General features: G+C 56.6%; 25 protein-coding genes and 1 other RNA gene. 12 read left to right on the top strand and 14 right to left on the bottom strand.

Annotated features, from left to right (window positions below):
* The first annotated feature begins 1 nt into the window (after window position 1).
* A complete protein-coding gene (locus WFP06_RS03305; RefSeq protein ID WP_336985820.1) occupies window positions 2–367 on the top strand; it encodes a hypothetical protein in 366 nt (121 codons plus the stop codon).
* The gene (locus WFP06_RS03300; protein WP_336985819.1) at window positions 367–1,101 is read left to right on the top strand and encodes a 7-carboxy-7-deazaguanine synthase QueE; all 735 of its coding nucleotides are present in this window, start codon (window positions 367–369) and stop codon (window positions 1,099–1,101) included. Before WFP06_RS03305 ends, WFP06_RS03300 begins: the two co-directional genes overlap by 1 nt.
* On the opposite strand, the gene WFP06_RS03295 is transcribed toward WFP06_RS03300, so the two are convergent.
* The 5 genes from WFP06_RS03295 to WFP06_RS03275 form a co-directional block, all read right to left on the bottom strand.
* Window positions 1,102–2,811 (bottom strand): ATP-binding protein, encoded by a 1,710-nt coding sequence (locus WFP06_RS03295; RefSeq protein ID WP_336985818.1) that lies wholly within the window; start codon window positions 2,809–2,811, stop codon window positions 1,102–1,104.
* Between the two features lie 80 nt (window positions 2,812–2,891).
* Window positions 2,892–3,644 carry a TIGR02186 family protein gene (locus tag WFP06_RS03290; protein ID WP_336985817.1) on the bottom strand — a complete coding sequence of 251 codons (753 nt, stop codon included), beginning with the start codon at window positions 3,642–3,644 and terminating at the stop codon, window positions 2,892–2,894.
* Window positions 3,641–4,555 carry a sulfite exporter TauE/SafE family protein gene (locus tag WFP06_RS03285; protein WP_336985816.1) on the bottom strand — a complete coding sequence of 305 codons (915 nt, stop codon included), beginning with the start codon at window positions 4,553–4,555 and terminating at the stop codon, window positions 3,641–3,643. The genes WFP06_RS03290 and WFP06_RS03285 overlap by 4 nt, the downstream gene beginning before the upstream one ends.
* Window positions 4,556–4,615: 60 nt before the next feature.
* Window positions 4,616–5,656, bottom strand: a complete 1,041-nt coding sequence (locus WFP06_RS03280) for a hypothetical protein (protein WP_336985815.1) — start codon at window positions 5,654–5,656, stop codon at window positions 4,616–4,618.
* An 89-nt stretch (window positions 5,657–5,745) separates the two neighbouring features.
* A complete protein-coding gene (locus WFP06_RS03275) occupies window positions 5,746–7,164 on the bottom strand; it encodes a glycosyl transferase family protein (protein ID WP_336985814.1) in 1,419 nt (472 codons plus the stop codon).
* An 89-nt stretch (window positions 7,165–7,253) separates the two neighbouring features.
* Here WFP06_RS03275 and nhaA point away from each other — a divergent pair, with 89 nt between their 5' ends.
* Window positions 7,254–8,456, top strand: coding sequence for a Na+/H+ antiporter NhaA (nhaA, locus tag WFP06_RS03270; protein WP_336985813.1), 1,203 nt, complete (start codon window positions 7,254–7,256; stop codon window positions 8,454–8,456).
* 24 nt (window positions 8,457–8,480) lie between these two features.
* On the opposite strand, the gene WFP06_RS03265 is transcribed toward nhaA, so the two are convergent.
* Both WFP06_RS03265 and WFP06_RS03260 read right to left on the bottom strand, forming a co-directional pair.
* Complete coding sequence (locus tag WFP06_RS03265; protein ID WP_336985812.1) at window positions 8,481–8,918, bottom strand: VOC family protein; 438 nt, start codon at window positions 8,916–8,918, stop codon at window positions 8,481–8,483.
* A 101-nt stretch (window positions 8,919–9,019) separates the two neighbouring features.
* Window positions 9,020–9,778 carry a TorF family putative porin gene (locus tag WFP06_RS03260; protein WP_336985811.1) on the bottom strand — a complete coding sequence of 253 codons (759 nt, stop codon included), beginning with the start codon at window positions 9,776–9,778 and terminating at the stop codon, window positions 9,020–9,022.
* Between the two features lie 266 nt (window positions 9,779–10,044).
* Between WFP06_RS03260 and WFP06_RS03255 the strand changes: the two genes are divergently transcribed.
* Window positions 10,045–10,842, top strand: a complete 798-nt coding sequence (locus WFP06_RS03255; protein WP_336985810.1) for a metallophosphoesterase family protein — start codon at window positions 10,045–10,047, stop codon at window positions 10,840–10,842.
* A complete protein-coding gene (locus WFP06_RS03250; RefSeq protein ID WP_336985809.1) occupies window positions 10,842–12,152 on the top strand; it encodes a UDP-glucose dehydrogenase family protein in 1,311 nt (436 codons plus the stop codon). The genes WFP06_RS03255 and WFP06_RS03250 overlap by 1 nt, the downstream gene beginning before the upstream one ends.
* A 7-nt stretch (window positions 12,153–12,159) precedes the next feature.
* On the opposite strand, the gene WFP06_RS03245 is transcribed toward WFP06_RS03250, so the two are convergent.
* The 5 genes from WFP06_RS03245 to WFP06_RS03225 form a co-directional block, all read right to left on the bottom strand.
* Complete coding sequence (locus tag WFP06_RS03245; RefSeq protein ID WP_336985808.1) at window positions 12,160–12,948, bottom strand: hypothetical protein; 789 nt, start codon at window positions 12,946–12,948, stop codon at window positions 12,160–12,162.
* A gap of 38 nt (window positions 12,949–12,986) precedes the next feature.
* Window positions 12,987–13,407, bottom strand: an RNA gene (rnpB, locus tag WFP06_RS03240) — RNase P RNA component class A.
* An 8-nt stretch (window positions 13,408–13,415) separates the two neighbouring features.
* On the bottom strand, window positions 13,416–14,120 hold the full coding sequence (locus WFP06_RS03235) for an N-acetylmuramoyl-L-alanine amidase (RefSeq protein ID WP_336985807.1): 705 nt from the start codon (window positions 14,118–14,120) through the stop codon (window positions 13,416–13,418).
* Between the two features lie 5 nt (window positions 14,121–14,125).
* Complete coding sequence (locus tag WFP06_RS03230; RefSeq protein WP_336985806.1) at window positions 14,126–14,785, bottom strand: histidine phosphotransferase family protein; 660 nt, start codon at window positions 14,783–14,785, stop codon at window positions 14,126–14,128.
* A 40-nt stretch (window positions 14,786–14,825) separates the two neighbouring features.
* A complete protein-coding gene (locus WFP06_RS03225) occupies window positions 14,826–15,257 on the bottom strand; it encodes a M67 family metallopeptidase (protein WP_336985805.1) in 432 nt (143 codons plus the stop codon).
* Between WFP06_RS03225 and WFP06_RS03220 the strand changes: the two genes are divergently transcribed.
* The 4 genes from WFP06_RS03220 to WFP06_RS03205 all read left to right on the top strand — a co-directional run bounded on the left by WFP06_RS03220 (window position 15,238) and on the right by WFP06_RS03205 (window position 18,876).
* The gene (locus WFP06_RS03220; protein ID WP_336985804.1) at window positions 15,238–16,191 is read left to right on the top strand and encodes an RluA family pseudouridine synthase; all 954 of its coding nucleotides are present in this window, start codon (window positions 15,238–15,240) and stop codon (window positions 16,189–16,191) included. The genes WFP06_RS03225 and WFP06_RS03220 overlap by 20 nt on opposite strands.
* Before the next feature lie 112 nt (window positions 16,192–16,303).
* Window positions 16,304–17,209, top strand: a complete 906-nt coding sequence (gene rpoH, locus WFP06_RS03215; protein ID WP_336985803.1) for an RNA polymerase sigma factor RpoH — start codon at window positions 16,304–16,306, stop codon at window positions 17,207–17,209.
* An 86-nt stretch (window positions 17,210–17,295) separates the two neighbouring features.
* Window positions 17,296–17,964, top strand: coding sequence for a monofunctional biosynthetic peptidoglycan transglycosylase (gene mtgA, locus WFP06_RS03210; RefSeq protein WP_336985802.1), 669 nt, complete (start codon window positions 17,296–17,298; stop codon window positions 17,962–17,964).
* Window positions 17,965–17,967: 3 nt separating this feature from the next.
* Window positions 17,968–18,876, top strand: coding sequence for a cation diffusion facilitator family transporter (locus WFP06_RS03205; RefSeq protein ID WP_336985801.1), 909 nt, complete (start codon window positions 17,968–17,970; stop codon window positions 18,874–18,876).
* Here the strand turns inward: WFP06_RS03205 and WFP06_RS03200 are convergent.
* Window positions 18,873–19,595: a methyltransferase domain-containing protein gene (locus WFP06_RS03200; protein WP_336985800.1), complete on the bottom strand. Its 723-nt coding sequence runs from the start codon at window positions 19,593–19,595 to the stop codon at window positions 18,873–18,875. The two genes, WFP06_RS03205 and WFP06_RS03200, sit on opposite strands and share 4 nt — an antisense overlap.
* Before the next feature lie 140 nt (window positions 19,596–19,735).
* On the opposite strand from WFP06_RS03200, the gene WFP06_RS03195 reads away from it, so the two are divergent.
* The 3 genes from WFP06_RS03195 to WFP06_RS03185 all read left to right on the top strand — a co-directional run bounded on the left by WFP06_RS03195 (window position 19,736) and on the right by WFP06_RS03185 (window position 21,598).
* Window positions 19,736–20,263 (top strand): sigma-70 family RNA polymerase sigma factor, encoded by a 528-nt coding sequence (locus tag WFP06_RS03195; protein WP_336985799.1) that lies wholly within the window; start codon window positions 19,736–19,738, stop codon window positions 20,261–20,263.
* Complete coding sequence (locus WFP06_RS03190) at window positions 20,260–20,958, top strand: anti-sigma factor (protein WP_336985798.1); 699 nt, start codon at window positions 20,260–20,262, stop codon at window positions 20,956–20,958. The genes WFP06_RS03195 and WFP06_RS03190 overlap by 4 nt, the downstream gene beginning before the upstream one ends.
* 79 nt (window positions 20,959–21,037) lie before the next feature.
* Entirely contained in the window at window positions 21,038–21,598 is a 561-nt protein-coding gene (locus WFP06_RS03185) for a fasciclin domain-containing protein (protein ID WP_336985797.1), read from the top strand.
* 681 nt (window positions 21,599–22,279) lie between these two features.
* Here the strand turns inward: WFP06_RS03185 and clpX are convergent.
* Window positions 22,280–23,548 carry an ATP-dependent Clp protease ATP-binding subunit ClpX gene (gene clpX / locus WFP06_RS03180; RefSeq protein ID WP_336985796.1) on the bottom strand — a complete coding sequence of 423 codons (1,269 nt, stop codon included), beginning with the start codon at window positions 23,546–23,548 and terminating at the stop codon, window positions 22,280–22,282.
* Between the last annotated feature and the right edge of the window lie 8 nt (window positions 23,549–23,556).

Genomic DNA, 23,556 nt, shown 5'->3' with positions numbered 1-23,556 from the left:
CATGGCTGACGCCAAGGGACCTCCCGGGTTCAACCTGATGGCCAAGCCCGGTATGTCCGGATTGGTCGCCGAGGGGGACTGGCACGGCCATCTGGTGTCCGTGTCTGCTTGCGAAGAAGATCAGCAAGGCGCGGTAGCTGTGTTGGCCAACCTTTACCGTGACTGGCCGAAATGGGCAGCGCGCATTGTCGAGGCGATGGCGGCCAAGGATTTAACCGCTAGCGCGACGGAATTCGAGGCGATTTCAGCCTATGTGGGCGGTTATTTCGAGATCGAACTTTCTGCCCCCGAAGCATTCGGTCGAGGCGTCGCTCTGGCGGTAGGGACCATCGAGGCCGGCATAGAAGATGTCGGGACCGGCGGCTGATGGCTTTGACCCTCGCCACCACCACGCCCGGTGAGCCGGAAATCTTCGCCTCGGTACAGGGCGAAGGCCCCTCGGCTGGGGCGCCCTGCACCTTCATCCGCCTGTCGCGCTGCAACCTGGCCTGCGTGTGGTGTGACACTGCCTATACGTGGCACTTTGAAGGCGACAATCGCCCGCATCGCAGCACCGAAACATTTGACCGAAAAGCCAATCAGGTAACGTTGGACGAAGCAGATGTGGCCCGCCGGATCACCGATCTGGGCCAACGGCGACTAATCATAACCGGAGGGGAACCGCTATTGCAGGCCCCCGGCCTCGCCGCGCTGCTGGAGTTGCTGCCCGACATGACGGTGGAAGTCGAAACCAACGGGACCACCAGCGCTCCATCCCGCCTCGATATCCGGATTGACCAATATAATGTCAGCCCGAAACTGGCCCATAGCGGCAACCCGGCCGAATTGGCGCTGATCGCCGAACGGCTGGAGCATTACGCTGCCGAACCGCGCGCCTTTTTCAAATTCGTAGTCGCTCGACCGGCGGATGTGGCTGAAGTCGCGGACCTGGTGTCAGAACACGCTATACCCAGATCGCAGGTGTTCCTGATGCCCGAGGGCACCGACAGCGAAGCTCTGCGCGCCAGGGAAAAATGGCTGGTTGGTGAGTGCTTGCAGCACGGTTTCCAACTTAGCGATCGCTTGCATATCCACTTGTTCGGGGACACGCGGGGCACGTAATCAACGCCCTTGCGCGCGCCACCTTTGAACGGTTCGCGCAACGGCCTCTTCTTCACCGCCGCTCTCTCTCCACAATTCGGTGAAGCTGGGATCTTCCGATGCCGGACGCTTGGATTCTTCCAGAGTGTCGAAACTTACCCTGATGGGTATCGAGACACCCTCGCCGCAGATTATAACCTCGCGGTTACGAAGCGCCGGAATTGAATCGAGGAACCCGCGGGCACCCTCCGGCATGGCGCTGCGGACAAATGCCTGGTCACGGTCGTTGTTGAGCCGCATCGAAAGGATTGTGCCGCACTGCGACAACACACCTTCGGCGAGGTCCGAGGGCCTCTGCGTGATCAATCCGAGCGAAATCCCGTATTTGCGGCCTTCCTTGGCGATACGGCTGAGAATTCGGCCGACGGAAGAATCGTCGGAGTTTTTCTCGTTCGGGACATAGCGGTGCGCCTCCTCGCAAACGAGCAGGATCGGGCGCGTTTTTTCTTCACGGCTCCAGATGGCATAATCGAAAACCAATCGGCTCAGCACAGCAACGACAGTCGAAGTAATATCCGACGGAACGCCGGACACGTCGATTATCGAAATTGGTTTTCCGGCACTTGGCAGCCGGAAAATCTTTGAAATGAACTCGGACATGGTGTCGCCAACCAGCATTCCCGAGAACATGAATTGATAGCGCGGATCACTTTTCAGCTCCTCGATCTTACTACGGATCCGCATGAATGGTGCACTGCTGGTTGCCTTGTCCAGCTTCCCCATCTGATTCATGATTTCGGTCGTGAGATCAGACAACAGATAGGGGATCGGCGAATCGACGGTAATCTTACCCATGCCTTCCGCCAGACGGTTCTTGAAGCGTGCAGCCAACAGACAGCGGGAAAGAATTTCTGAGTCTTCCTGACGGTCATTACCCGAAGATGTCAGCATAATTTCACAATGTTCTTCGAAGTTCATCAGCCAATAGGGCATCGCAAGATTGCCGACGTCAAAAATCATTCCGGTGGTTTTGAAGGCCGCCGAATATTCCCCGTGCGGGTCGATCATCACAATGTGGCCTTCGGGCGCTGCCTGACAGATCCTGTGCAAAATCAATGCGGCACTGGTTGATTTACCGGTACCGGTCGAACCCAGCAGCGCGAAGTGTTTGCCGAGCATGGCATCAATGTACAGGCCTGCCCGAATATCTTTGGTGGGATAGACCGTGCCGATTTGCACGTTCGCCCGCCCGTCGCTGGCATAGATCTGCTTGAGGTCTTCGGTCGTGGCAGGAAAAATCATCGCACCGGGGACGGGGTAACGGGTTACACCGCGCCGGAAACTGTGGATTTTTCCGGTGAGCTTTTCTTCCTGTCCTTCGCCAAGGAAATCAATATTGGCGAGCACGCCGCCGCCCTCGCGGCGGTCCTGCTTCTGATTGCGGACGTTTGCCAGCAGCCAGTTGTTGCCTACCCGGATCTTGATCTGGCTACCGACCTGACCGGCCAAAGCTATCGACGGATCAGCATCCTCCATACATTCGTTGAGACGTTGAAGATCGAGTGCGATTTGCGATCCCGAACCTGAAATTTCCAGCACCACACCGATCGGCTGCTTTCCGTTGATGCTGCCGGCGGATTCCGCAAACGCGCTTTCTTCGTTGAGCGAAATGGCCCCGGGTTCCTGAGCAGGGTCGAATGTCTGGAAAGACTGTTTTCCCATATCGGTCATATGTTCGCTTAAACCTCGCAAAATCCTTACTTCGACTACTAGCCGCGGTAGGGTTAAGATCGGGTCAACGGATCGGACCGCTAGACCATCGCGAACAGGCGGCCCGCCATCCAGCCCATCAGAACCGAGAGGGCGACCGCGAGCAATCCGTAAAACAGGCTCTGTTTTTCTGCGAAGACTTCCACCAAAGCGTCAAAGCCGACTTTACGCACTTCTATTTCGGATACCGCTGATGCGATGACGCGGCCGCGGGTAATGGCAAATGTTTCAGCGGTGTAGGTTCCGGTCTGCACATTGGACGGCAGCGAAATGCGGGCCTGATAGAGCACCTGCTCGCTGATCTGAACCCCGCCAAATTCCTCTTTGTAAAGGCCTGCACGCGCGCGCATCCCGGTCAAACCTTCGGAGAATTTCAGCTGTTCTTCCGGGTCTATTTCGCCTGTCGGCGACAATTGGACGAAGTCGAGGCCCAATTCGTAAATTGCAGCTGTTTTCTCATCAACAATTTCGGGTACCGGACGCGAAGAAACCACTGCAAAAAATGATGGTGCGGAACGGAATGCGGTGCTGTCTGCGTTAATCCACATTCCGGCAACTTTTTTCTTCTCTCGTACCCGTATCGGTTCTGCGGGTCCCTTTAGAACCACGACAATGTCATAATCCCGGCCAGCCCGGCCATCGGGATCGAGCACTGCGCCGAACAGCAATAGTTCGGTTCCTGTGAACCCCTGCCTGACCTGCACTTCGTGCTGCGACACTTCGGGCACCAAAATCGGATCGCGCGCGCCAATCAACGCAAAAGCCAGGGCCATCAGGGCGAAAAGCCGGATCATATCGGGCTCACCGTAAAAATCTCGCTCGGCTGCACTCCAAGCCCGAATGCCATCCGCAGCGCAACGGCCAGCACAATCGCCGCCAGCACCAGCCGGAGCATTTCGGGCTTCGCTTTGAGCGCCAGTTTCGAACCGACCTGTGCCCCCATGACGGAACCCAGCAGCAACAGGCCCGCCAGTACGATATCGACTGCCTTGGTTGTCAGCGCATGCATCATGGTCGTAACCATGGTCACAAACAGAATTTGAAACAGCGATGTGCCCACAACCACATTGGCGCTCATGCCAAGAATGTACAGCATCGCAGGTACCAGGATAAAACCTCCGCCCACGCCCATTAACATGGTCAGAATTCCGACGACAACACCCAGCAAGAGCGGCGCAATCGGACTGATGTAAAGGCCCGAGCTGTAAAACCGCCAGCGATACGGAAGGGCGGCAACCAGCGGGTGATGGCGGCGTCGCATCGCGCGGGGCTTGCCGCCGCTTTTGACGGCATTGATCGATTGCAACGCTTCACGGCCCATCAGTGTACCGATCGTGCCCAGCATCACGACATAAAGTATGCTGATCATCACATCGATCTGGCCCAGCGACTGGAAGAACCGGAAAAGTACCGCTCCGATCAATGCGCCAATCGTCCCCCCTGCAACCATGACGAGCCCGATCTTCGCATCGACACCGTTACGTTTGTGATGCGCGATAGCGCCAGATACGCTCGCTCCGGTTACCTGCGTAGTGGCTGAGGCAGCGGCGACTGTCGGCGGAATGCCGTAAAATATAAGCAACGGCGTGGTCAAGAAACCGCCGCCTACCCCGAACAGTCCGGACAAAATCCCGGTGATCCCGCCCAACGCGACAATGACCAGCCCGTTGACTGACAGATTCGCGATTGGGAGATAGACGTCCATCACGTCACGCCTAGCCGAGCAGCGCGCTACATCAAAGCGGCATGGTAATGCGCAGACCGATCAATATCCGGTGGCAAGAGTGACTGCCACGCCGGATTCGGGTTCGGCGTTGCCGGCTATCTTTACACGGTAGTCGACTGAAATTCGCGCAGTTGCCGCTCCAACCCTAACATCCATGCCGGCAGTTGGTCCGGCATCGATACGAGCGGCCCCTCGCTGGGCGCCTGCCCACACTCCGGCTCCGGCCCGGATGGAGCCGAGATCGAAGTCGGCCAATTGGCGCGTTGCCACTGCTTGGCCATCTATGAATGCAGTGGCGAAACGTCCGCCGACATAACCACCCTGGGCGTATCCTTCCGCGCGCAAACCTAACGGCAGATTTATCGCCGGCAGTTCACTATGTGCAAAGACCGCTGGTCGGGTTTCCGTACCCGCCCCATTATCAGAGAGCCGGATTTCACCTGCAAGGCGCAACGGCACCGAAGCGACAGGCCTTGCCGATAGCCCGGCAGCAACTTCGCGTTGTCTGATATTGATTGCCGATGTGGTGCGCACATACGCTTGCGGTGCGCGGGGACTGTTTTGGGCAATCCGGTAACGCACAACCGCACCAAATTGGCTTGACCCGTATGCCGCTGGACTTGCCCCCAGCAAAGGGCTGGCGACGTGGTTGGCCCGGAAAAATATCCATCCGTCCATACCCCACCGCGACACCGTTCCGGTCGGAACGCTGCTGTTCAGATTTGCATCAATTTGCGGATCAGATTTCCGACCAATCAAAGCGGCGGTTTCTGGAGCCATCGGCAGGGTCGTCATGGCAGCCAGCCAAAGTAGCTGGTTGCCGGCCGCCAACGTAGGCGACGTGCCCACGCGAAACACATCGACGCGTCCGGGCGGGCTGATCAGATTGTTACGATCAGTGTGCTCAGTGCCCGCGGGCAGTGCATATGATCCGGCAGCTTTCCGGCGAGATACAAGGGTCGGCTCCGGCTCGACCTCTGTGCGCAAGCCGGCTGCGGCGTCAGCGGGCGCTGCGGCAACCAGATCGGGAATTGCCGTTTCGGCAAGCGCTCGAATGGCCGGAAAGGGGGATTCCCACATCGCTATCCTCGCCGCACTCCAACCGGCGACCAGCAACATCAGGATTAGCAGCGGCTGCCCTCGTCGCCTCGATTGAACCGCTGCCGCCCTCATGCGGAAGCCTCGGCTAAAACAGGCTTGTCCAAGTATTCGAGTGCGGGGTGGGCGTCATGGGTAGTCTTGTCCCAAACTTGCACTGCCCCGCGAAGTGACAGGAAATAGGCCACGAGCGCGCGCCGCCCGGCCATAATTGCAATGATATTTGTTATCGGTATCCGGAAGACCGCGCGAAGCCCCTCTACCAGCCCATATTCGTTTGCGGCAAACGAGAAGCGCGCGGCGGCGCGCCATGCAAAGCTGGCAAAATTGATGATCAACAACATTTCGAGGAGCGGTGAAATCGCAATCGGTTGTCCCATCCCCGCGAGATTAGCCGCCCACCCAACTGTGCTGAGCACCAGCAGCAAATAGGCGGATGCCAAAACAATAGCGGTAAACGGTCCACGCCGGTCACGCACCCGCATCCAGAAGTCGGCCACGCCCCCTTTCCACCCCAGCCGGTCCCAACCCTGAAACGCGATGCCCAGCACCCAGCGGGTCTTCTGGCGCACCGCTGCGCCCAACTGATGGGGGAAACAGGCGCGCGTTGCGATCAGGCGGCCATCTGCCGAACGCACCCGAATGAACCGCGTCGTCCCGCCAAGTTCTGCAATGCGGAGGCCAAGCTCGTAATCTTCCGTAAGACACTCAGCAGCAAATGGCATGTCCCCTGCGCCGTCGGCTGCAAGACGATCCAATATCGATCTTGCCATAGCGCAGCCAACTCCGGCTGAAGGGATCGCAGCACCGATAGCGTCCCTTACGACCATCCCTTTGGCGTGCGCTTCGGCAAATTCCTCGCAGTAATGGCTGCCAATCCACCTTGAGCGGCCCTGCGGGATCGGCAATACGGGTAGCTGGACGAGGTCTGCAACCCGTGTCGCCCTGTCAAGTAACGGCAGGCCAACCGGATCGACCATATCTTCGGCATCATGCATTACCACCATATGCGCGCGCTCGCCGGATCGGGCCTCGTCATCACATAAGGCGCGATAAAGCCGATTGAGGCAATCTGCCTTGGTAGTCGGACCGGCCTTGTCATGAATAACGATCCGCAGCCTCGTATCGCCGCCGCCAGCCTTGATAACGGCAGCAATCGTCTGTGTATCGTTACGATAACACCCGACATAAAGTCGGAGTTCGGGCTGGGCCCAAACGGCCAGCGCATGGGACACTGTCGTGCCGATTACCCCGTGTTCTTGCCAAGCGGGAATGAACACGGCGCATACGCCCATCAGCTGTGTATTTTCGGCAAAATCGGCGGGGAGACGCGTGGTTCTGACGCGGCCGGTCAACTTGAGCCAAATCCAGCATAAATCGACCGCAAATTCGTCGACCGCGCCGATAACAAAAAACACCGCCGCAAACAGAAGCAACTCGTGCTGGACCAGACCCAGCATCTCCAATGGCGAGAATCCGCCTAGCGACACCTTTGAAATTCCTCTTGCGACTTATTGGCGGTGTATCGAACCGGATGAACACTTGCAACGGGCAGACAATTGCGAAAAAGGAATAGAATATGGCTACTCCAAAAATTCTTCGTGTTGCGATAGCGCCCGTCCGTGCCCTTTTCGTTGGTGACGCTTCGGCTGGCATCCTGCTGATTTTAGTGGCGGCGGCCGCAATGGTGGCCGCAAATTCACCGCTGGCTTACGAATACCATGAATTGTTTCACGGAAAATTCGGCTGGGATTTCAAGCTTGATACACTCCATCTCTGGATCAATGACGGGTTGATGGCGATATTTTTCTTCGTCGTTGGATTGGAAGTAAAACGTGAATTGATGGTGGGCCAGCTATCGACGCCCGAACAGCGCCGGTTGCCGGCAATCGCGGCCATTGCGGGCATGGCAGCACCGGCTCTGGTGTTTCTCATGGTTGCCGGAACCGAATATCCGGCGGTTCGCGGCTGGGCGATACCCGCGGCCACAGATATCGCCTTCGCGATGGGCGTGCTGGGCCTGCTGGGTGACCGCGTACCCAGATCTTTGCGGCTGTTCCTGCTTACCGTTGCAATAGTTGATGATATCGGTGCGGTAATGATAATTGCGGTATTTTACACCGCGAACATCAAACTGATGTGGCTTGTCGTATCGCTTGTCATTCTTGGGGTTCTGATCGGACTGAACCGGATGAAAGTGGACAATATCTGGATTTATATCCTGTTTGCTATTTGTCTGTGGTTTGCGGTGCTCAACTCCGGCGTGCATGCAACGATCGCGGGCGTGGTGGCCGCCTTTACAATTCCACTCAAACGGCGTGACGGCACACGGATGCTGGAAAAGCTCGAGCACGGTCTTGCTCCGTGGAGTGCCTATTTGATCGTTCCCGTATTCGGTTTCGCGAATGCCGGTGTCGAACTCGGCGGGTTGGGCATGGCAGGGGTGTTCGCTTCGCTACCGATGGCTATCGCTGCCGGTCTCGTATTTGGCAAACAAATCGGGATTTTCTCCTGTATCTGGATTGCCGATAAAATCGGATTTGCAAAACGCCCCGAAAACGCCAGTTGGCCTGAAATATGGGGTATTTCCGTCCTTTGCGGGATCGGTTTCACCATGTCGCTATTTATTGGCGAACTGGCCTTCCCGGATTACCGAGAGTTGATCGACGAGGCGAAGATCGGCATTCTGATGGGATCTTTTGTATCGGCGGTTTTGGGTTATGCAATCTTGAGGATGACAACCACGCACCCTGAAGAATTCAAGGATGCCAGCGACGCCTGAGGCATTACAGGCGGTTACCCCGCTTCACCATTCTCCGGTATTTTCCATGCTTGCCCAAGGTTCTTGAGGCGGCAAGTTGCCGTCTTGCAGCAGTTCAACGGAAATGCCGTCAGGCGAACGTATAAATGCCATGTGCCCGTCACGAGGAGGTCTGTTAATAATCACCCCGGCATCCATTAACCGTCGGCAGGTTTCGTAAATATTATCGACCCGATAAGCGAGATGGCCAAAATTCCGCCCGAAGGTGTACTTTTCCGGTTCACTGCCGTCTTCGGGCGGCCAGTTATACGTCAACTCCACTTCGGCAATATCCGCTTGGCCGGGAGCAGCCAGGAAGATCAGCGTGAAACGACCCTGTTGCACTTCGGACCGGCGGACTTCTTCCAGACCGATCAGGTTGAAAAAGGCGACAGTTGCCTCGGGGTCAGAAACCCGGATCATCGCATGAAGAAACTTTGTCATCGTTGGCATCCTCTGGCCGGAATTATTTTTATCCCGTTGACCATAAAAAAGGGGGCTGCGCTACCATGATAGCGCAGCCCCCTTCAGCTTGATGTCAGCGATCAGAAACTGAAGGACAGTGTCCCGACAACAGCATCATCGGTGAGGCCGTTGACGCTCACCCCATCGGTGGCAATGTACTGTACACCAATTCCAAGCCCCCCCAGAACTGTCGCACTTGCACCAATCGAATAATCAAATCCGCTATCATCCGTGCCGCCGCCCAGAAGATCGGGTGCCAGCACGCCATCGGTGTACCCGACATGCGCGCTGAGGGTTATCGGTGTGGTTGGAAGCCCGACTTCAAAATCGGTGTAAACGTACAGATTGTCCTGGTCGCCGAGCGATTGCTGGTCAGGCGCATATGCCACGCCAAGTTTTGCCGCGAGTGGACCGAATTGCGTAGCAATCGAAGCATAGGGTTCATAATATTCGGCAGGACCGAAGTCATTCGCAGGATAGGCGTAGTAAAGGACACCGACGTCGAGCGTCACGCCCTCTGCAACATCACCGCTCCAACCGCCGTACAAATCCAGCTCCAACTCGCCGTAAAGCGGGCCCCCGTCGATCGATGAGCCCCAGGTTCCGACATAAAAGCCGCTGGAGTGAACAACATCGATGCCGCCCTGAACTGCCGGGTCACCTGCTGACAGCGAAACACCGCGAAAACGGTAATCAGTGACAACTGCTACGTTGCCGGACACTTCGATGTCGCTTGGAATATCTGTATCTTGAGCCAAAGCTGGCGTTGCCAGCACAGCGAAAGCCGAAGCCAAAGAAAATGCGGATGCAGCTGAAAAGCTGCGAGTGGACGTAAGCATGAGAATTCCTTGTTTAGGATTGGCGCTTCGTCCCACCTGCAAACCCGGTGATCACATCGTTTTAATGTGTGAACCTATCCGAATCTGAAAGAATATTGCACTATCATGCTGCATTGCACAAGACTCTAATCTCGTCTGTGTCCGATGGAGAACAATGTGTGGATTATTTGCACCACAGCGCTGTTCATCCCACCGTAAAAACTTGTCGGCTAACGCGGCGCCGACTATGCGCGCAGTGCGCATACCAAGGATATCCGCAAAAACTCATGTTCAAACCTGTCAAAGATATGTTGCGTAAGAAACGCCGTCCGGTTGCATCAATACCCGAAGGTCATCGGGTCTATGCAATCGGCGATATTCATGGACGTCTGGATCTGCTCGATGCGCTGATCGACGCTGTCGAAGATGATGATGCCAGCGCAGGCAAGGCAATTTCGACCGTGATTCTTTTGGGTGATCTGGTTGATCGCGGCCCGGACAGCGCCGGGGTGATTGCCCGTGCGCGCGATTGGCAACAGCAGCGCAATGTCCGGATTCTAGCCGGCAATCATGAAGAGATGTTCCTCGGTGCGCTCGAGAAGAAAGAGACACTTAGGCAATTTATCCGTCATGGCGGCCGTGAAACCATCCTTTCTTACGGTGTCAAAAAGAAGGATTATAACAGCGCCTCGATGGAAGAACTGCTCACGATTTACCGGGACGCCGTACCCGAAGCGGATATCGCATTCCTGAAAGGGTTTGAGGAACTTATCGTCATCGGCGACTATCTGTTTGTGCATGCCGGAATCGCTCCCGACGTGGCGCCAAATGCGCAGAAGCGCAAAGATATGTTATGGATTCGTGAACCGTTTTTGTCATACAGGGAGCCGCATTCCCATGTGGTCGTCCATGGACATACGATATCCGATAAGGTCGAAGATTGCGGCAACCGGATCGGGATCGATACCGGCGCATATTGTAATGGCCGCCTCACCGCTTTGGTTCTGGAAGGCTCCACCAGGCGGTATCTGACGGCGCGCGATGATGTTGCGGGCATCAAAATCAAACAAAAGGCATTCGGCTAGTGAAAATCGCAATGGTCGGCTCTGGCTACGTTGGTCTGGTTTCGGGAGCTTGCTTTGCCGACTTTGGACATGACGTTGTCTGTATCGACAAGGATCAATCCAAGATTGATGCACTGCATAGCGGTATCATGCCAATCTACGAACCCGGCCTGGAGGCTTTGGTATCGAGCAATGTAAAGGCCGGGCGCCTCTCGTTTTCAACCGATCTTGCTTCAGCAACAGCAGGGGCGAGCGCTATTTTTATTGCTGTAGGCACCCCGTCGCGCCGCGGTGATGGCCATGCCGACTTGTCATTCGTTTATGCCGTCGCACGCGAGATCGGTGCAAATTTATCGAATGACGCTGTGATTGTGACGAAATCGACAGTTCCGGTCGGAACCGGTGACGAAGTCGAACGCATTATTCAGGATAGCGCAACCAATGCGCGGTTCGTTGTCGTCTCCAACCCCGAATTTTTGCGCGAAGGTGCAGCGATTGACGACTTCAAGCGGCCAGACCGGATCGTGATCGGGACTGACGACGATTTTGGCAAAGATATCATGCGTGAAGTGTACCGACCGTTGTATTTGAACGAGAGCCCGATACTGTTTACCAGCCGCCGTAGCGCGGAACTGATAAAATATGCCGCGAACGCTTTTCTGGCGACGAAGATTACCTTCATCAACGAAATGGCTGATCTGTGCGAAAAGGTGGGCGCCAATGTCCAGGACGTTTCGCGCGGCATCGGGATGGATGCTCGCATCGGTCCAAAATTCCTTCACGCCGGGCCCGGCTACGGCGGCAGCTGCTTTCCCAAAGATACACTGGCTCTGCTCAAAACAGCCGAGGATTACGGCAGCCCGGTTCGCATCGTGGAAGCGGTTGTAAAAGTTAACGACAGCCGCAAACCGGCTATGGGGCGCAAAGTTATCGACGCGCTTGGCGGCCCAGACGCGGCGCGCGGCAAGACGGTGGGAATGCTCGGCCTGACCTTCAAGCCGGGTACGGACGATATGCGGGACAGTCCGGCATTAGGGGTGGCGCAGACATTGCAGGATGCCGGGGTGAAAGTCGTCGCATTTGACCCGGAGGGGATGGAGCAGGCGCGCCCGTTGTTGCCGGAGGTGAAAATGGCAGGCGATCCCTACACGGCAGTCACCGGCGCTGATGCAATTGTGCTGGTCACCGAATGGAACGAATTTCGCGCGCTCGACCTTAAACGGGTCAAGCAACTGGCCCGGTCACCCGTCCTTGTCGATCTGCGCAATGTGTATGATCCGGAAGAGCTTCAAGCAGCAGGGTTCGAATATACGAGTATCGGGCGCGCATAAATCGGCATCAGCCAAACCACTTCTTGCGATTTTCCACCAACGCCAGCCGGGCAATGGTTATCGAGCCGACCAATACCCCTGAAAAAATGGCTGCATATGCGACAAATACCGCCCGCTGGCCGCCTTGGAAATAGATCGCCAGCAGCGCCCATAAAAAGACCGCGGCATACCAGGGATTACCTTTGCTGCGCGCAACAGCCAGCGCAGCAATCGCACCGCCAACTACAATGATGCCGGCGGCAAGCGCTGGGTGCGTTGCCCCCCCGCCGACCCCGTAGTAGGTCAAGGTTGCGGCAATATTCACGATGGTGGCTGCAGTCAGCCACGCAGCCAGCGCACTCAATGGCAAAACGATCAACCAGCGTTCGCCGCTGGTAAAGGGGCGGTCGAGTGCGACCAGCCGGCGCAGTATTGTCAGCAGGCAAACTAATGAAGCAGCGATAATGATGGCGGAAACAGCGTTCAGATCGTTGAACTGCGTCCATACCGCCCACAGGCCATTACCCAGAAATGCGCCCGCTGCAAACCACCCGATCCGGTCAAGCAGAGCATTTTTCCTCTGATGAGGCAGAAATTGATAAATCGCGAACAGGATCGTGCCGATAAACAACGGACCCCAGATCGAAAATGCCCAGCCCGCCGGTGTAATTAGGGTTCGCACCGCGTCCGAGCGTTCGCCGATCTGTTCGCCAAATCCCATTGCCGGAAGGAATGTCGCACCGATCTGGATAAATACCGCAATGATGATTGCAATGCGCTGCGCATCGCTACGAGGGTGTCTGAGGGCGCTTTCCATACCAGCCCAATGGAGCGGCACATACTTCGTTCCAATTTTGCACCGGGAAGCCTGTAAGCCGGGTTCTGTACCGCCCGCGGTATGCCTTACGGCACCTGCCGTGCGGAGGCAGCCATTCATCTAGGCGCGGGATTGCTCCCGCGCTCAAGCAGCCAACCCGGGCGGTCACGGGTGAAACACCCTGCATCAGGCCTGAGCCATCAGCACGCCGCCCCTATTCGGCCTTGCTCCGGGTGGGGTTTGCCATGCCGCTGCCGTTGCCGGCCGCGCGGTGCGCTCTTACCGCACCCTTTCACCCTTACCTGCATAAAGCAGGCGGTTTGCTCTCTGTGGCACTTTCCCTTGCTTCCGTATCCCGGGGGGCGCGGATGCCGGCGGGCGTTACCCGCCACCCTCGTTTCATGGAGCCCGGACTTTCCTCGGCAGGGTAAACCCTGACGCGGCTGCCCAGCCTCCCGGTGCAGTTCTTACCTAGCGTCTCCGCGGTCACGTTCCAAGAGCAGATGGAACAGCATTGCACGAATTTGTCCGTCGATCTGGCCATTGATCAGCGACGGCCTCCAGCGCCGCTGGAACGCTTCTACCGCCTTGTGACCATCGGTGATGTCATAACCGTACCGTTCAAGAGCGAGATAAAAAGCGCCGTCATTCTCGAACGGATCACCCAAGGGAATGTCGGGCCGCTTGATCGCCAGCCCGAGCTTTGCCAGCCATTCCCAATCGAACAGTTCACCAGGATCGACCTTGCGCGCCGGCGCAACGTCGGAATGGCCGACAACATTGGTGCGCGGAATGTCGTGCTCCTGCACGATCCGCGCGAGCAGCGGGATCAGCGCTTCCATCTGTTCACGCGGGAAAGGTTTGTAGCCGAATTGCACGCCGTCATTATCAAGCTCGATACCGATGCTCGCCGAATTGATATCCTTGTGGCCGCGCCAGAAACTCATCCCTGCATGCCAGGCGCGTTTGCTTTCATCGACCATTTGGATGACCTCGCCGGTTCGGCTGATCAGATAATGCGCGCTGACTTGCGATTGTTCGTCGCACATCCGCGCCAGCGCGTCGTCGGCGCTTTCCATGTCGGTATAATGCAGCACCACCATCGAAATCGGCAGTGCGCGGTCATTATAATTGGGTGATGCTTCGTAGCGGTGGACCAGTTCGTCATCCATATTGCTTAGCCGATCATCCCTGTGGAATCGCGAGGCAGCACGGCGCCCAAAACGAGCGAATTATCATCCAGCTTGTACTGCAAACCACCGCCCAGATCTTCCGCCACGAGATAAAGCATATGTGCAGGCGCGGTCCGGCTGCTCAATTCATCTTTCGGAAGCGTTCCTTGCAGGGCCTTCCCGATAGAATCGTCAAACGCGATACGGTCGCCCGTGGCGCGAACGACAATCTCGCTCGATTGGTCGAGCAATTCGGCACCGATATCGAGTGTGCCGCCCCGCAGTAGAGAATCAAGCGCAATCGAGGCAAGATTGAGCATCGTCTTGATTGCCGGCTTCGGCAATTTGGCTGCAGTAAGCGCCCATCGCACTTCGACCCGCTCGTTTGCGCCTACCAGCGCATTGACCACGCTCTGGGCTTCTTCGACCGGTACCATTTCGCCAAATCCGCCGGCGGCACCGAAGGCCAGGCGGAAGAACTTGAGCTTGTCCGCCGATGCCTTCGCGCTCTGCTCGAGAAGCTCGAACCAGCGCTTGCGCATTTCAGGGTCCTGCTCGTCCGCCAACAATTCCAGCCCGTTGTTGAGCGCCCCGACCGGGCTAAGCAGATCATGGCAAAGCCGCGAACAGAGCATGCTGGCAAGTTCGTGAGATGCAGTATTCATGCGATTTCATCCGGTCGTGATTAGAAATGTCTGATTGTCCCTACCCGTCTGTGGCGGAGTATGAAAGCGCGGAAAACCCGACAGGATCATCGAGCCAGAATGTTACCTCGCTCTTGGCGATTACCGCCCATATTTTTCCGTCACCAAATGCTTCTGCCTGATCGATCTTTGACGGCCTTGCCAAGCCATTGGGATGAGAGTGATAATAACCGAGAACGGCGGGGCCACCGGAGCGTGCAGCACGGTGCGCGTCTATAAGCGCTTGCGGTTCCAGCTCGAAATGGTTGGCAGGGCTCGCGTGCACATTACGCGCGGCTATTGCGCCGGTTACGGAACGGCCGTTTCCTGTGAGAATTCCGCAGCATTCATCAGGTAGGGCCAGACCCGCTTCTCGCTCGATGAATTCGAGAACTTCTCTTGTAACCGCCAATTGCATCGCCCATTCCCATAACATGCGAACAGCCGATGTCATTCACGGAACGGTATCTGTCTCGGGCCGCATGGACAAAGCGCTGGCCGAGGCGACAAATCTGTCCCGTGAGCGGATCAAGGCACTAATCGCCCAAGGCGCGATAACGGTCGGTAAAACCACCATATCCAGCCCTTCCGCAAAGGTGCAAGCTGGCGCAGGCTTCGTCATTACGCTGCCCGCCCCCACGCCTGCCGAGGCGCAACCCGAAGACATCCCGCTGGATGTCGTATTTGAGGACGGTCATCTTATCGTCGTCAATAAACCTGCCGGAATGGTCGTCCACCCAGCCGCCGGAAATTACACCGGCACGTTGGTCAATGCTTTGCTGTATCATTGCAAGGGTCAGCTATCGGGCATTGGCGGGGTTGCCCGTCCCGGAATAGTGCACCGGATTGATAAGGATACTTCCGGTTTACTGGTGGCAGCAAAAACTACTGCCGCGCATGAAGGGCTTGCGTCGCAGTTTGCTGACCACTCGATTTCGCGGCGGTATCTGGCCGTCGCAAGCGGATATCCGATACCCCCCGCAGCGACGATCGACGCGCGAATAGGGCGCTCTGATCGCAACCGTAAGAAGATGGCCGTGCTCGATGAAAGTTCTGCGCGCGGCAAACATGCTATCACACATTATAAGACGTTAAAAAGGCTCGAAAATTCTTCACTTATCGAATGCCGTCTGGAAACGGGCAGAACGCACCAGATCAGGGTTCATATGTCGTCAATCGGTCATCCCCTAGTAGGGGACCAGATGTACGGGCGTAACCAATCAGCATTGAAACCGATTCTCGACCGGATTGGCTTTCATCGCCAGGCCCTCCATGCTGCTGATCTCGGCTTTGATCACCCGGTATTTGGTAACCGGATCGAACTATCCGCCGAATTACCCGCAGATATGCAGGAACTCATCGACCAAACCGATGGTTTGAATCGATGAAATGCACTTGGTGCGCGAGGCCAACGCCCCTATAATGAAGCCGTGGCCAGCAATGACGGATGCCCATCAGGGGTCCGCGCCGCTTGGCAGACAATGAAAGGTTTGGGAAAACATGACTACGAAGAAGAAACTTTCGGTCCCCGCCCTTAGCGGAGAGCAGAGCCTCAACCGCTATCTGACCGAAATCAAAAAATATCCGATGCTGAAGCCCGAGCAGGAATACATGCTCGCCAAACGGTATGCCGAACACGAAGATCCGGAAGCCGCTGCGCAGCTTGTCACGTCGCATTTGCGGCTCGTGGCAAAGATTGCGATGGGCTATCGCGGCTATGGCCTGCCTGTCAGCGATCTGATTTCCGAAGGAAATGTAGGGCTGATGCAGGGCGTGAAGAAATTCGAACCTGATCGGGGCTTCCGCCTTGCCACTTACGCGATGTGGTGGATCAAGGCGAGCATGCAGGAATTTATCCTCCGTAGCTGGTCGCTCGTTAAAATGGGTACGACCGCGGCGCAGAAGAAACTGTTCTTCAACCTTAGACGGATGAAAAAACAGCTTGAGGCTTATGAAGATTCCGACCTGCATCCTGACGATGTGACACGGATCGCGACCGACCTCGGTGTGCCCGAGCAGGAAGTTATCAACATGAACCGCCGTATGATGATGGGCGGCGATGCGTCGCTCAACGTGCAGATGCGCGGCGATGAAGATGGGGCCGGGCAGTGGCAGGATTGGCTGACTGACGATCGTCCGCTTCAGGACAAAACCGTCGCGGATGCCGAGGAGGCATCGGTTCGCCACGAAATGCTGGGTGAAGCAATGGAATCGCTTAACGAGCGGGAACAGCACATCCTCACCGAACGCCGGCTGACAGAAAATCCGCAAACACTTGAGCAGTTGTCGCAAGTTTACGATGTAAGTCGCGAGCGTATTCGCCAGATCGAAGTGCGCGCGTTTGAAAAACTCCAAAAGGCGATGAAAACAATCGCCGGCGAACGGTTCACGCCCTCTGCTGTTTAAAAGCTAGGATTTGAGAATATATCCCTCCCCGCTCAATCGAGCGGGGAGGGTTTCTCTTTTGGTTGAACACAGGATATGAGCCGCGCATGATCCGTATCCTTTGGTTTGCTGCAAAAATCGTAATCTGGTTCGTGCTCCTCAGCATAGCGCTGGTCATCGCATTCCGGTTTGTACCCGTGCCGGTAACCGCGACGATGCTGATGGACGGCGAGAGTATCACCAAGGATTGGGAGCCGCTCTCCGATATCGATCGTAATCTGGTTCGCGCCGTGATCGCGGCAGAGGATTCCAAGTTCTGTACCCATGACGGTTTTGACCGTGAGGCAATCCTCAAAGCGATGGAAAAAAATGCCAAGGGTGGCCGAATCCGTGGGGGCTCGACCATCAGCCAGCAGACAGCCAAAAACGTATTCCTGTGGCAAGGCGGCGGTTATTTCCGTAAAGGCCTGGAGGCCTGGTTCACCTTTCTGATCGAAAACCTCTGGACAAAGCGCCGGATCATGGAGGTTTATCTGAACGTCGCTGAAACCGGCATCGGTACCTATGGCGCCGAAGCCGGGGCGCAGCGTTACTTCCAGCATTCTGCCGGCAAACTGACGCCGACCGAAGCAGGCCGGATGGCTGCCGCTTTGCCGCTCCCCAAAAAGCGCTCGGTTGCCAATCCCACGGGCTGGCTGCGCCGTCACGGCAATTCCATCGCCGCCCGTATCAGTGTTGTCAGGCGAGACGGCCTGGATATGTGCGTGTACGATTAGATCATGAGCGGCGCACATTCACACGACCATTCGCACGCACCGGCTGATTTCAGCCGCGCCTTTGCGATCGGCGTGCTGTTGAACATTGCATTTGTCATTGTCGAGGCCACCTACGGATTTTTATCCGGGTCGATGGCGCTGGTCGCGGACGCGGGGCACAATCTTTCGGACGTATTGAGTCTGCTGCTTGCATGGGGCGCAAGCATTCTGGCCAGGCGCAAACCAAGCGAACGATTCACCTACGGTCTCAAAAGCTCCACCATTCTCGCGGCGATCGCCAACGCTGCGACGCTACTCATCGCCTTGGGGGTAATCCTGGTCGAGACTATTCGCAGGCTTTCCGACCCGCAGCCGGTGGAAGGAGGCACAGTGATGCTGGTTGCCGGAATTGGCATCGTGATCAACACGGCGACTGCGCTACTTTTCCTGAAGGGACGCAAGGATGATCTCAACATCCGCGGTGCATTTCTGCATATGGCTGCCGATGCGCTCGTATCGCTCGGCGTAGTTGTGGCGGGCGCCTTGATTTTGTTAACAGGAGCGCTGTGGATCGACCCCGTTACCAGCCTCATCATTGTCGCGCTGATCGCCTGGGGCACTTGGGGGCTTGCCAAAGACAGCATTAAAATGGGCCTGCTTGGTGTACCGGATAATATCGATGAGAGCGCGGTTCGTACCTATCTGACAAATCTGCCCGGCGTAGAGCGGGTGCATGATCTTCATATCTGGCCTATGAGCACGACCGAAACTGCATTTACGGCCCATCTGGTGATGCCGCAGGGACATCCGGGCGACAAATTTTTGCACGAGGTGGCCCACGAACTGGAGCATAGCCACCATATCGGTCATGCGACGATCCAGATCGAACAGGACTGCGAAAACTGTGTGCTGGAAGATGCAGCAAAGGTTTAGGCGCGAACCTTGCGAAACAATAACTGGTTGTCGGCAACTTCCGTCAATCGTTCGTTATCGGGTCCATAAACAAGGTCAGGCGCGGGTTGCGCGGATTCGAGGGGAACCACATCGTACAATCTGGCGGTCGCAGTATCTGCAAACCGAAAATGCGCGTTGCCGATAGCCAGATAGCCCCCACTGACCATCACATCATCCAACGCAGAAACCCCTTCGGAAAATTGCTTGAATGAAAGGATCGACGCACAGTTCTGGGGCCTGGACGCCTCGAGATCGCCGTGCCTGAACACCGCCATGGCGAAAATGGCATCGAATGCGCCGTGACTGGGCGGCCGCGCTGACAAGCGGTAGTCTCCCTCAGGATCGCGGCGGCGGGCCATTTTGATCATGCGCGGGTTTATATCGACGCCAATTATTCTGGCAGACGGCAAACGGTTTCGAACCGCGCGAACTTCCTCGCCGGACGAGCAGCCGAACGATAACACTCGGGGCTCAGGATTGTCCGCCAGAAGCTGTGCGACAGCATCAAACAGCGCGGGATACCGGTTTTCTGCTGTAGTCGGGAAAGGTTGCAGCAATCGCTGATCACGGTCGCGTCGCAGTTGCTCCACTGCGCGAAAATCGGCGTTGGCTGCCAGCCGCAATATGCGGGCCAGTGACTTCGCTCCGGGAATGCCCTGCAATACGTTCAGTGATGACTGGACCGGTGTAAACCTCATCGTCCAATCATGCTTGCTTGGCACCATTTGCGCAACTGTAGGTGACGGGCTGAACGCAATTCGGTAAGGTTGGCGCAATGGTCTCCAAACCACCAAGAGATAGTGCCGCTACACAAGCACGAGCGCAACTGAGCGCTGATATGGCGCGCTTGGCTGGCGGTGACCGTAAAGCGCTGAAGGATATTTATTCGGCTACATCGGCGAAACTATTCGGCATCTGTTTCCGTATCTTGAACGACAGGGGGGAAGCGGAGGATGCTTTGCAAGATGTCTATCTCGGTCTTTGGGAGCGGGCAGATCGGTATGACCCCGCGCGAGCGAGCCCGATTAGCTGGCTCGCCACCTTTGCCCGCAACCGGGCTATTGATCGGTTACGCAAACGCAAGCCGGTTCGCGGCGCGCTTCCCGCGGATGCAGCACTCGGTGTGGAGGACGACACACCGCTGGCGGACAATGTCATCGAGCAAAAGCAAACGGAGGGCCAAATCCATTTGTGCCTGGGCAAGCTCGAGGAACGCCAGCAAGCAGCAATCCGAAGCGCTTTCTTTGACGGTGTCACTTACAAAGAACTGGCCGAGGCTCGCGGAGTGCCGCTAGGCACGATGAAGAGCTGGGTTCGCCGGGGTCTTGCCGCACTGGCAAAGTGTTTAGGATCAGACGCACAATGAATGATCGCAGCCGCCTCGCCGCTGAACAGGCACTTGGCCTTCTTGTCGCCGAGGAAGCAATGGAAGCACGCCGATTGCTTGCCAGCGATCAGTCTTTCGCAGACCAAGTCGCGCTTTGGGAAATGCGTCTCGCGCCCTTGCTCGACGAAATTTCCGAACTTGAGCCGGGGCCGGACTTATGGCCCCGTATCGAGAGCGCGATGGCCAAGCCGCGCGAAAGTGCCGAAATTGTGGCCCTGCGCAAGCGGGTCCGCACGTGGCAGCTGGCAAGCAGCCTGGCTGCAGCCGCCGCAATCGCGATAGCCCTGTTCGCATTTCCCGTAACGGCGCCGACACCATCTGCCTCTTCTGGCGTAGAAGCGCCACTGGTGGCGTCAATTGCAATTGGCGACACCCCTCTGCGCCTTGGGGTGACATTTCTGCCCGACCAATCGCAACTGCTCATTTCAGCCAGCGGTCTGACCGCCGACGGTGTGCATGATCATGAACTGTGGGTAGTCGATGACGAAGGGGGGACACGGTCGCTCGGTGTAGTAGAGGCAGGCTTCGAACGCAGGATAACGGTCGAACCTGCACTTGCAAAAACTCTTGCCGATGGCTCGGGCCTTGTCCTGACACGGGAACCATTGGGCGGTGCGCCAAGCAGCGGCAACGCCGGTCCGGTGGTCGCTTCTGGTACTTTGCAAAAAATCTGAATTTTTTTGCGTCTTTTACCCGGTACGCTCCGTAACTCTCCATGCAAGCCGAGACATCTTGCAGTCAAAGGAGATTACGATGCCAAAGTTCAAAGCACTTATCCTCGTTGCCGCTGCAACAATTGGGAGCGGCGCACTGATTTCCGGTAGCCCTGCTCTGGCTGACCATCATGATCACAATCACACCCGCAATGCGCCAACGATCGTAACCGCTGCTCAAGGTACAGGTGTCCACAATACGCTGGTCGCCGCAGTTGTCGCTGCGGGCCTGGCGGATACGCTTTCGAGCCCGGGGCCATTCACAGTATTCGCTCCTACAGACACAGCATTCGCCAAATTGCCTGAAGGTACGGTCGAAACTTTGTTGCGCGACGAGAACAAAGGCGCACTCACCACAATCCTGACGTATCACGCAGTTGCCGGAAATATCGGTTCGCAAAGGCTGACGCAGCTGATCCGCAAGGGCGGTGGCAGCGCAACTATCGATACCATTGCGGGCGAAAAGCTGACCGCGCGCATATCGGGTGACACCATCGTTATCACCGATGCGTCCGGCGGCACTGCTGCTGTAACGCAAGCCGACGTGCGCGTTTCAAACGGCGTAATTCACGTCACGGACGGTGTGTTTCTTCCCGGTTGATTGCGTACCTTAACTGTTTCCGGACCGCTCAAAGAGGGTCTGGTTCCGCGCTCCCGGTTTTCCCCCATTTGCGGGAGCGGACAGAACCCGTTCGGCAGAAATGCCGGGCGGGTTTTTATTTCCAATTCATAGCTACCAAGGGCAAACACGAAATAAAAATTGCGGAGCTCCAGATGCTCAAAAAGTTGACGATACAAGCTACCGTAATCTGCGTCGGCGGTGTCGTTCTCGCTGTAGCAGCGAACCAAATTTCAAGGCCCGCTGTCTTCAAATGATTGGCAACGTTACGTGCAGTGTCGCCACGCAAGAGAAAATTATTGCACTTTCATTTGATGAAGGGCCCACCCCAGAAGGTGTCAATGCTGGAAGCGAAAGCAGACTGTTCCGGCCCTTTTTGGAAGGCAGCTCATCGGACTGCCACTAGAAGTGATACCAGACGATCATGTGGGACGTGGAAGACCAGCCGGAGCGATTCACCGACCCAAAGGCTTACACCGATGACATCCCAAGGCGTGTGCATCCCGGCGCGATCATACTGCACCATCCCATGTACGGCCGCAGCCAGACGTCGCGCGACGCATTGCCAATACTCCCGACGGGGTTGAAACAGCGCGGCTATCGCGTTGGGAGTGTGTCCGAACGACTCGCAGCCGATGGCAGCTAAAGCTTACGCCCGACCGGCTAGGCGGCCTTGTCTTTCTTCTTCTTCTTGGATTCCATCACGCGGACAGGTTCCTTGCGGCCCTCCACAACATCCTTGTCAACGACGACCTCCGTCACGCCTTCCATGGTCGGCAGATCGAACATGGTGTCGAGCAAGATACCTTCCACGATCGAGCGCAGGCCGCGAGCACCGGTTTTGCGGGCGATCGCCTTTTGAGCGATCGTTTCAAGCGCGTCCTGCGTGAAAGTCAGTTCGACATCTTCCAGTTCGAACAGCTTCTGATACTGTTTTGCCAATGCATTTTTAGGTTCGGACAAAATCTCGACCAGCGCATCGATATCGAGATCGCGAAGTGTGGCGATAACCGGCAACCGGCCGACAAACTCAGGAATCAGACCGAATTTGAGCAGATCTTCAGGCTCGCACTTTTCCAGCAGTTCGCCGATGCGGGCCTTGGTTGGATCAGCGACATGTGCGCCAAAACCGATGCTGCGTTTTTGCAGGCGGTCAGCAATGATTTTCTCAAGCCCGGCAAAGGCGCCGCCGCATATGAACAGGATATTCGTCGTATCGACTTGCAGAAATTCCTGTTGCGGATGTTTGCGCCCGCCTTGCGGCGGTACGGAGGCGGTCGTGCCTTCCATAAGTTTAAGCAGAGCCTGCTGTACGCCTTCGCCCGATACATCGCGTGTGATTGACGGATTTTCGGACTTGCGGGTGATCTTGTCGATCTCATCGATATAGACGATGCCGTGCTGCGCCTTGTCGACATTATAGTCGCTCGACTGAAGCAGCTTGAGAATGATATTCTCGACATCTTCACCCACGTAACCCGCTTCGGTCAGCGTTGTGGCATCAGCCATCGTGAACGGTACATCGAAAGTGCGCGCCAGCGTCTGGGCCAGCAGTGTCTTGCCGCAGCCGGTCGGGCCGACGAGCAGGATATTCGATTTGGCCAGTTCGACATCACCCGATTTACCGGCGTGCTTCAGGCGTTTGTAATGATTGTGAACCGCAACAGACAGGACGCGTTTGGCGCGGTCCTGACCGATGACATAATCGTTCAGCGTCGCGAAAATATCGCGCGGCGAAGGCACGTCGCCTTCCTTCTTGCCCGCGATACCGGCCTTGGTTTCCTCGCGAATGATATCGTTGCACAATTCTACGCATTCATCACAGATGAACACGGTTGGCCCGGCAATGAGTTTGCGCACCTCATGCTGAGACTTACCGCAGAAGCTGCAGTATAATGTGCTTTTAGAATCGGTTCCGCTCAACTTCGTCATATCCCGTA

The sequence above is a fragment of the Altererythrobacter aquiaggeris genome (assembly GCF_037154015.1).
Classification (GTDB): domain Bacteria; phylum Pseudomonadota; class Alphaproteobacteria; order Sphingomonadales; family Sphingomonadaceae; genus Aestuarierythrobacter; species Aestuarierythrobacter aquiaggeris.
This window is presented reverse-complemented; position numbering and strand designations above follow the sequence as displayed.

What these genes read in the sequence shown, in the direction of transcription:
- WFP06_RS03305 (WP_336985820.1), top strand. Translation starts at nt 2, where the DNA reads ATGGCTGACGCCAAGGGACCTCCCGGGTTCAACCTGATGGCCAAGCCC.
- WFP06_RS03300 (WP_336985819.1), top strand. Translation starts at nt 367, where the DNA reads ATGGCTTTGACCCTCGCCACCACCACGCCCGGTGAGCCGGAAATCTTC.
- WFP06_RS03295 (WP_336985818.1), bottom strand. Translation starts at nt 2,811, where the DNA reads ATGACCGATATGGGAAAACAGTCTTTCCAGACATTCGACCCTGCTCAG.
- WFP06_RS03290 (WP_336985817.1), bottom strand. Translation starts at nt 3,644, where the DNA reads ATGATCCGGCTTTTCGCCCTGATGGCCCTGGCTTTTGCGTTGATTGGC.
- WFP06_RS03285 (WP_336985816.1), bottom strand. Translation starts at nt 4,555, where the DNA reads ATGGACGTCTATCTCCCAATCGCGAATCTGTCAGTCAACGGGCTGGTC.
- WFP06_RS03280 (WP_336985815.1), bottom strand. Translation starts at nt 5,656, where the DNA reads ATGTGGGAATCCCCCTTTCCGGCCATTCGAGCGCTTGCCGAAACGGCA.
- nhaA (WP_336985813.1), top strand. Translation starts at nt 7,254, where the DNA reads ATGGCTACTCCAAAAATTCTTCGTGTTGCGATAGCGCCCGTCCGTGCC.
- WFP06_RS03265 (WP_336985812.1), bottom strand. Translation starts at nt 8,918, where the DNA reads ATGACAAAGTTTCTTCATGCGATGATCCGGGTTTCTGACCCCGAGGCA.
- WFP06_RS03260 (WP_336985811.1), bottom strand. Translation starts at nt 9,778, where the DNA reads ATGCTTACGTCCACTCGCAGCTTTTCAGCTGCATCCGCATTTTCTTTG.
- WFP06_RS03255 (WP_336985810.1), top strand. Translation starts at nt 10,045, where the DNA reads ATGTTCAAACCTGTCAAAGATATGTTGCGTAAGAAACGCCGTCCGGTT.
- WFP06_RS03245 (WP_336985808.1), bottom strand. Translation starts at nt 12,948, where the DNA reads ATGGAAAGCGCCCTCAGACACCCTCGTAGCGATGCGCAGCGCATTGCA.
- WFP06_RS03235 (WP_336985807.1), bottom strand. Translation starts at nt 14,120, where the DNA reads ATGGATGACGAACTGGTCCACCGCTACGAAGCATCACCCAATTATAAT.
- WFP06_RS03230 (WP_336985806.1), bottom strand. Translation starts at nt 14,785, where the DNA reads ATGAATACTGCATCTCACGAACTTGCCAGCATGCTCTGTTCGCGGCTT.
- WFP06_RS03220 (WP_336985804.1), top strand. Translation starts at nt 15,238, where the DNA reads ATGCGAACAGCCGATGTCATTCACGGAACGGTATCTGTCTCGGGCCGC.
- WFP06_RS03225 (WP_336985805.1), bottom strand. Translation starts at nt 15,257, where the DNA reads ATGACATCGGCTGTTCGCATGTTATGGGAATGGGCGATGCAATTGGCG.
- rpoH (WP_336985803.1), top strand. Translation starts at nt 16,304, where the DNA reads ATGACTACGAAGAAGAAACTTTCGGTCCCCGCCCTTAGCGGAGAGCAG.
- mtgA (WP_336985802.1), top strand. Translation starts at nt 17,296, where the DNA reads ATGATCCGTATCCTTTGGTTTGCTGCAAAAATCGTAATCTGGTTCGTG.
- WFP06_RS03205 (WP_336985801.1), top strand. Translation starts at nt 17,968, where the DNA reads ATGAGCGGCGCACATTCACACGACCATTCGCACGCACCGGCTGATTTC.
- WFP06_RS03200 (WP_336985800.1), bottom strand. Translation starts at nt 19,595, where the DNA reads ATGAGGTTTACACCGGTCCAGTCATCACTGAACGTATTGCAGGGCATT.
- WFP06_RS03195 (WP_336985799.1), top strand. Translation starts at nt 19,736, where the DNA reads ATGGCGCGCTTGGCTGGCGGTGACCGTAAAGCGCTGAAGGATATTTAT.
- WFP06_RS03190 (WP_336985798.1), top strand. Translation starts at nt 20,260, where the DNA reads ATGAATGATCGCAGCCGCCTCGCCGCTGAACAGGCACTTGGCCTTCTT.
- WFP06_RS03185 (WP_336985797.1), top strand. Translation starts at nt 21,038, where the DNA reads ATGCCAAAGTTCAAAGCACTTATCCTCGTTGCCGCTGCAACAATTGGG.
- clpX (WP_336985796.1), bottom strand. Translation starts at nt 23,548, where the DNA reads ATGACGAAGTTGAGCGGAACCGATTCTAAAAGCACATTATACTGCAGC.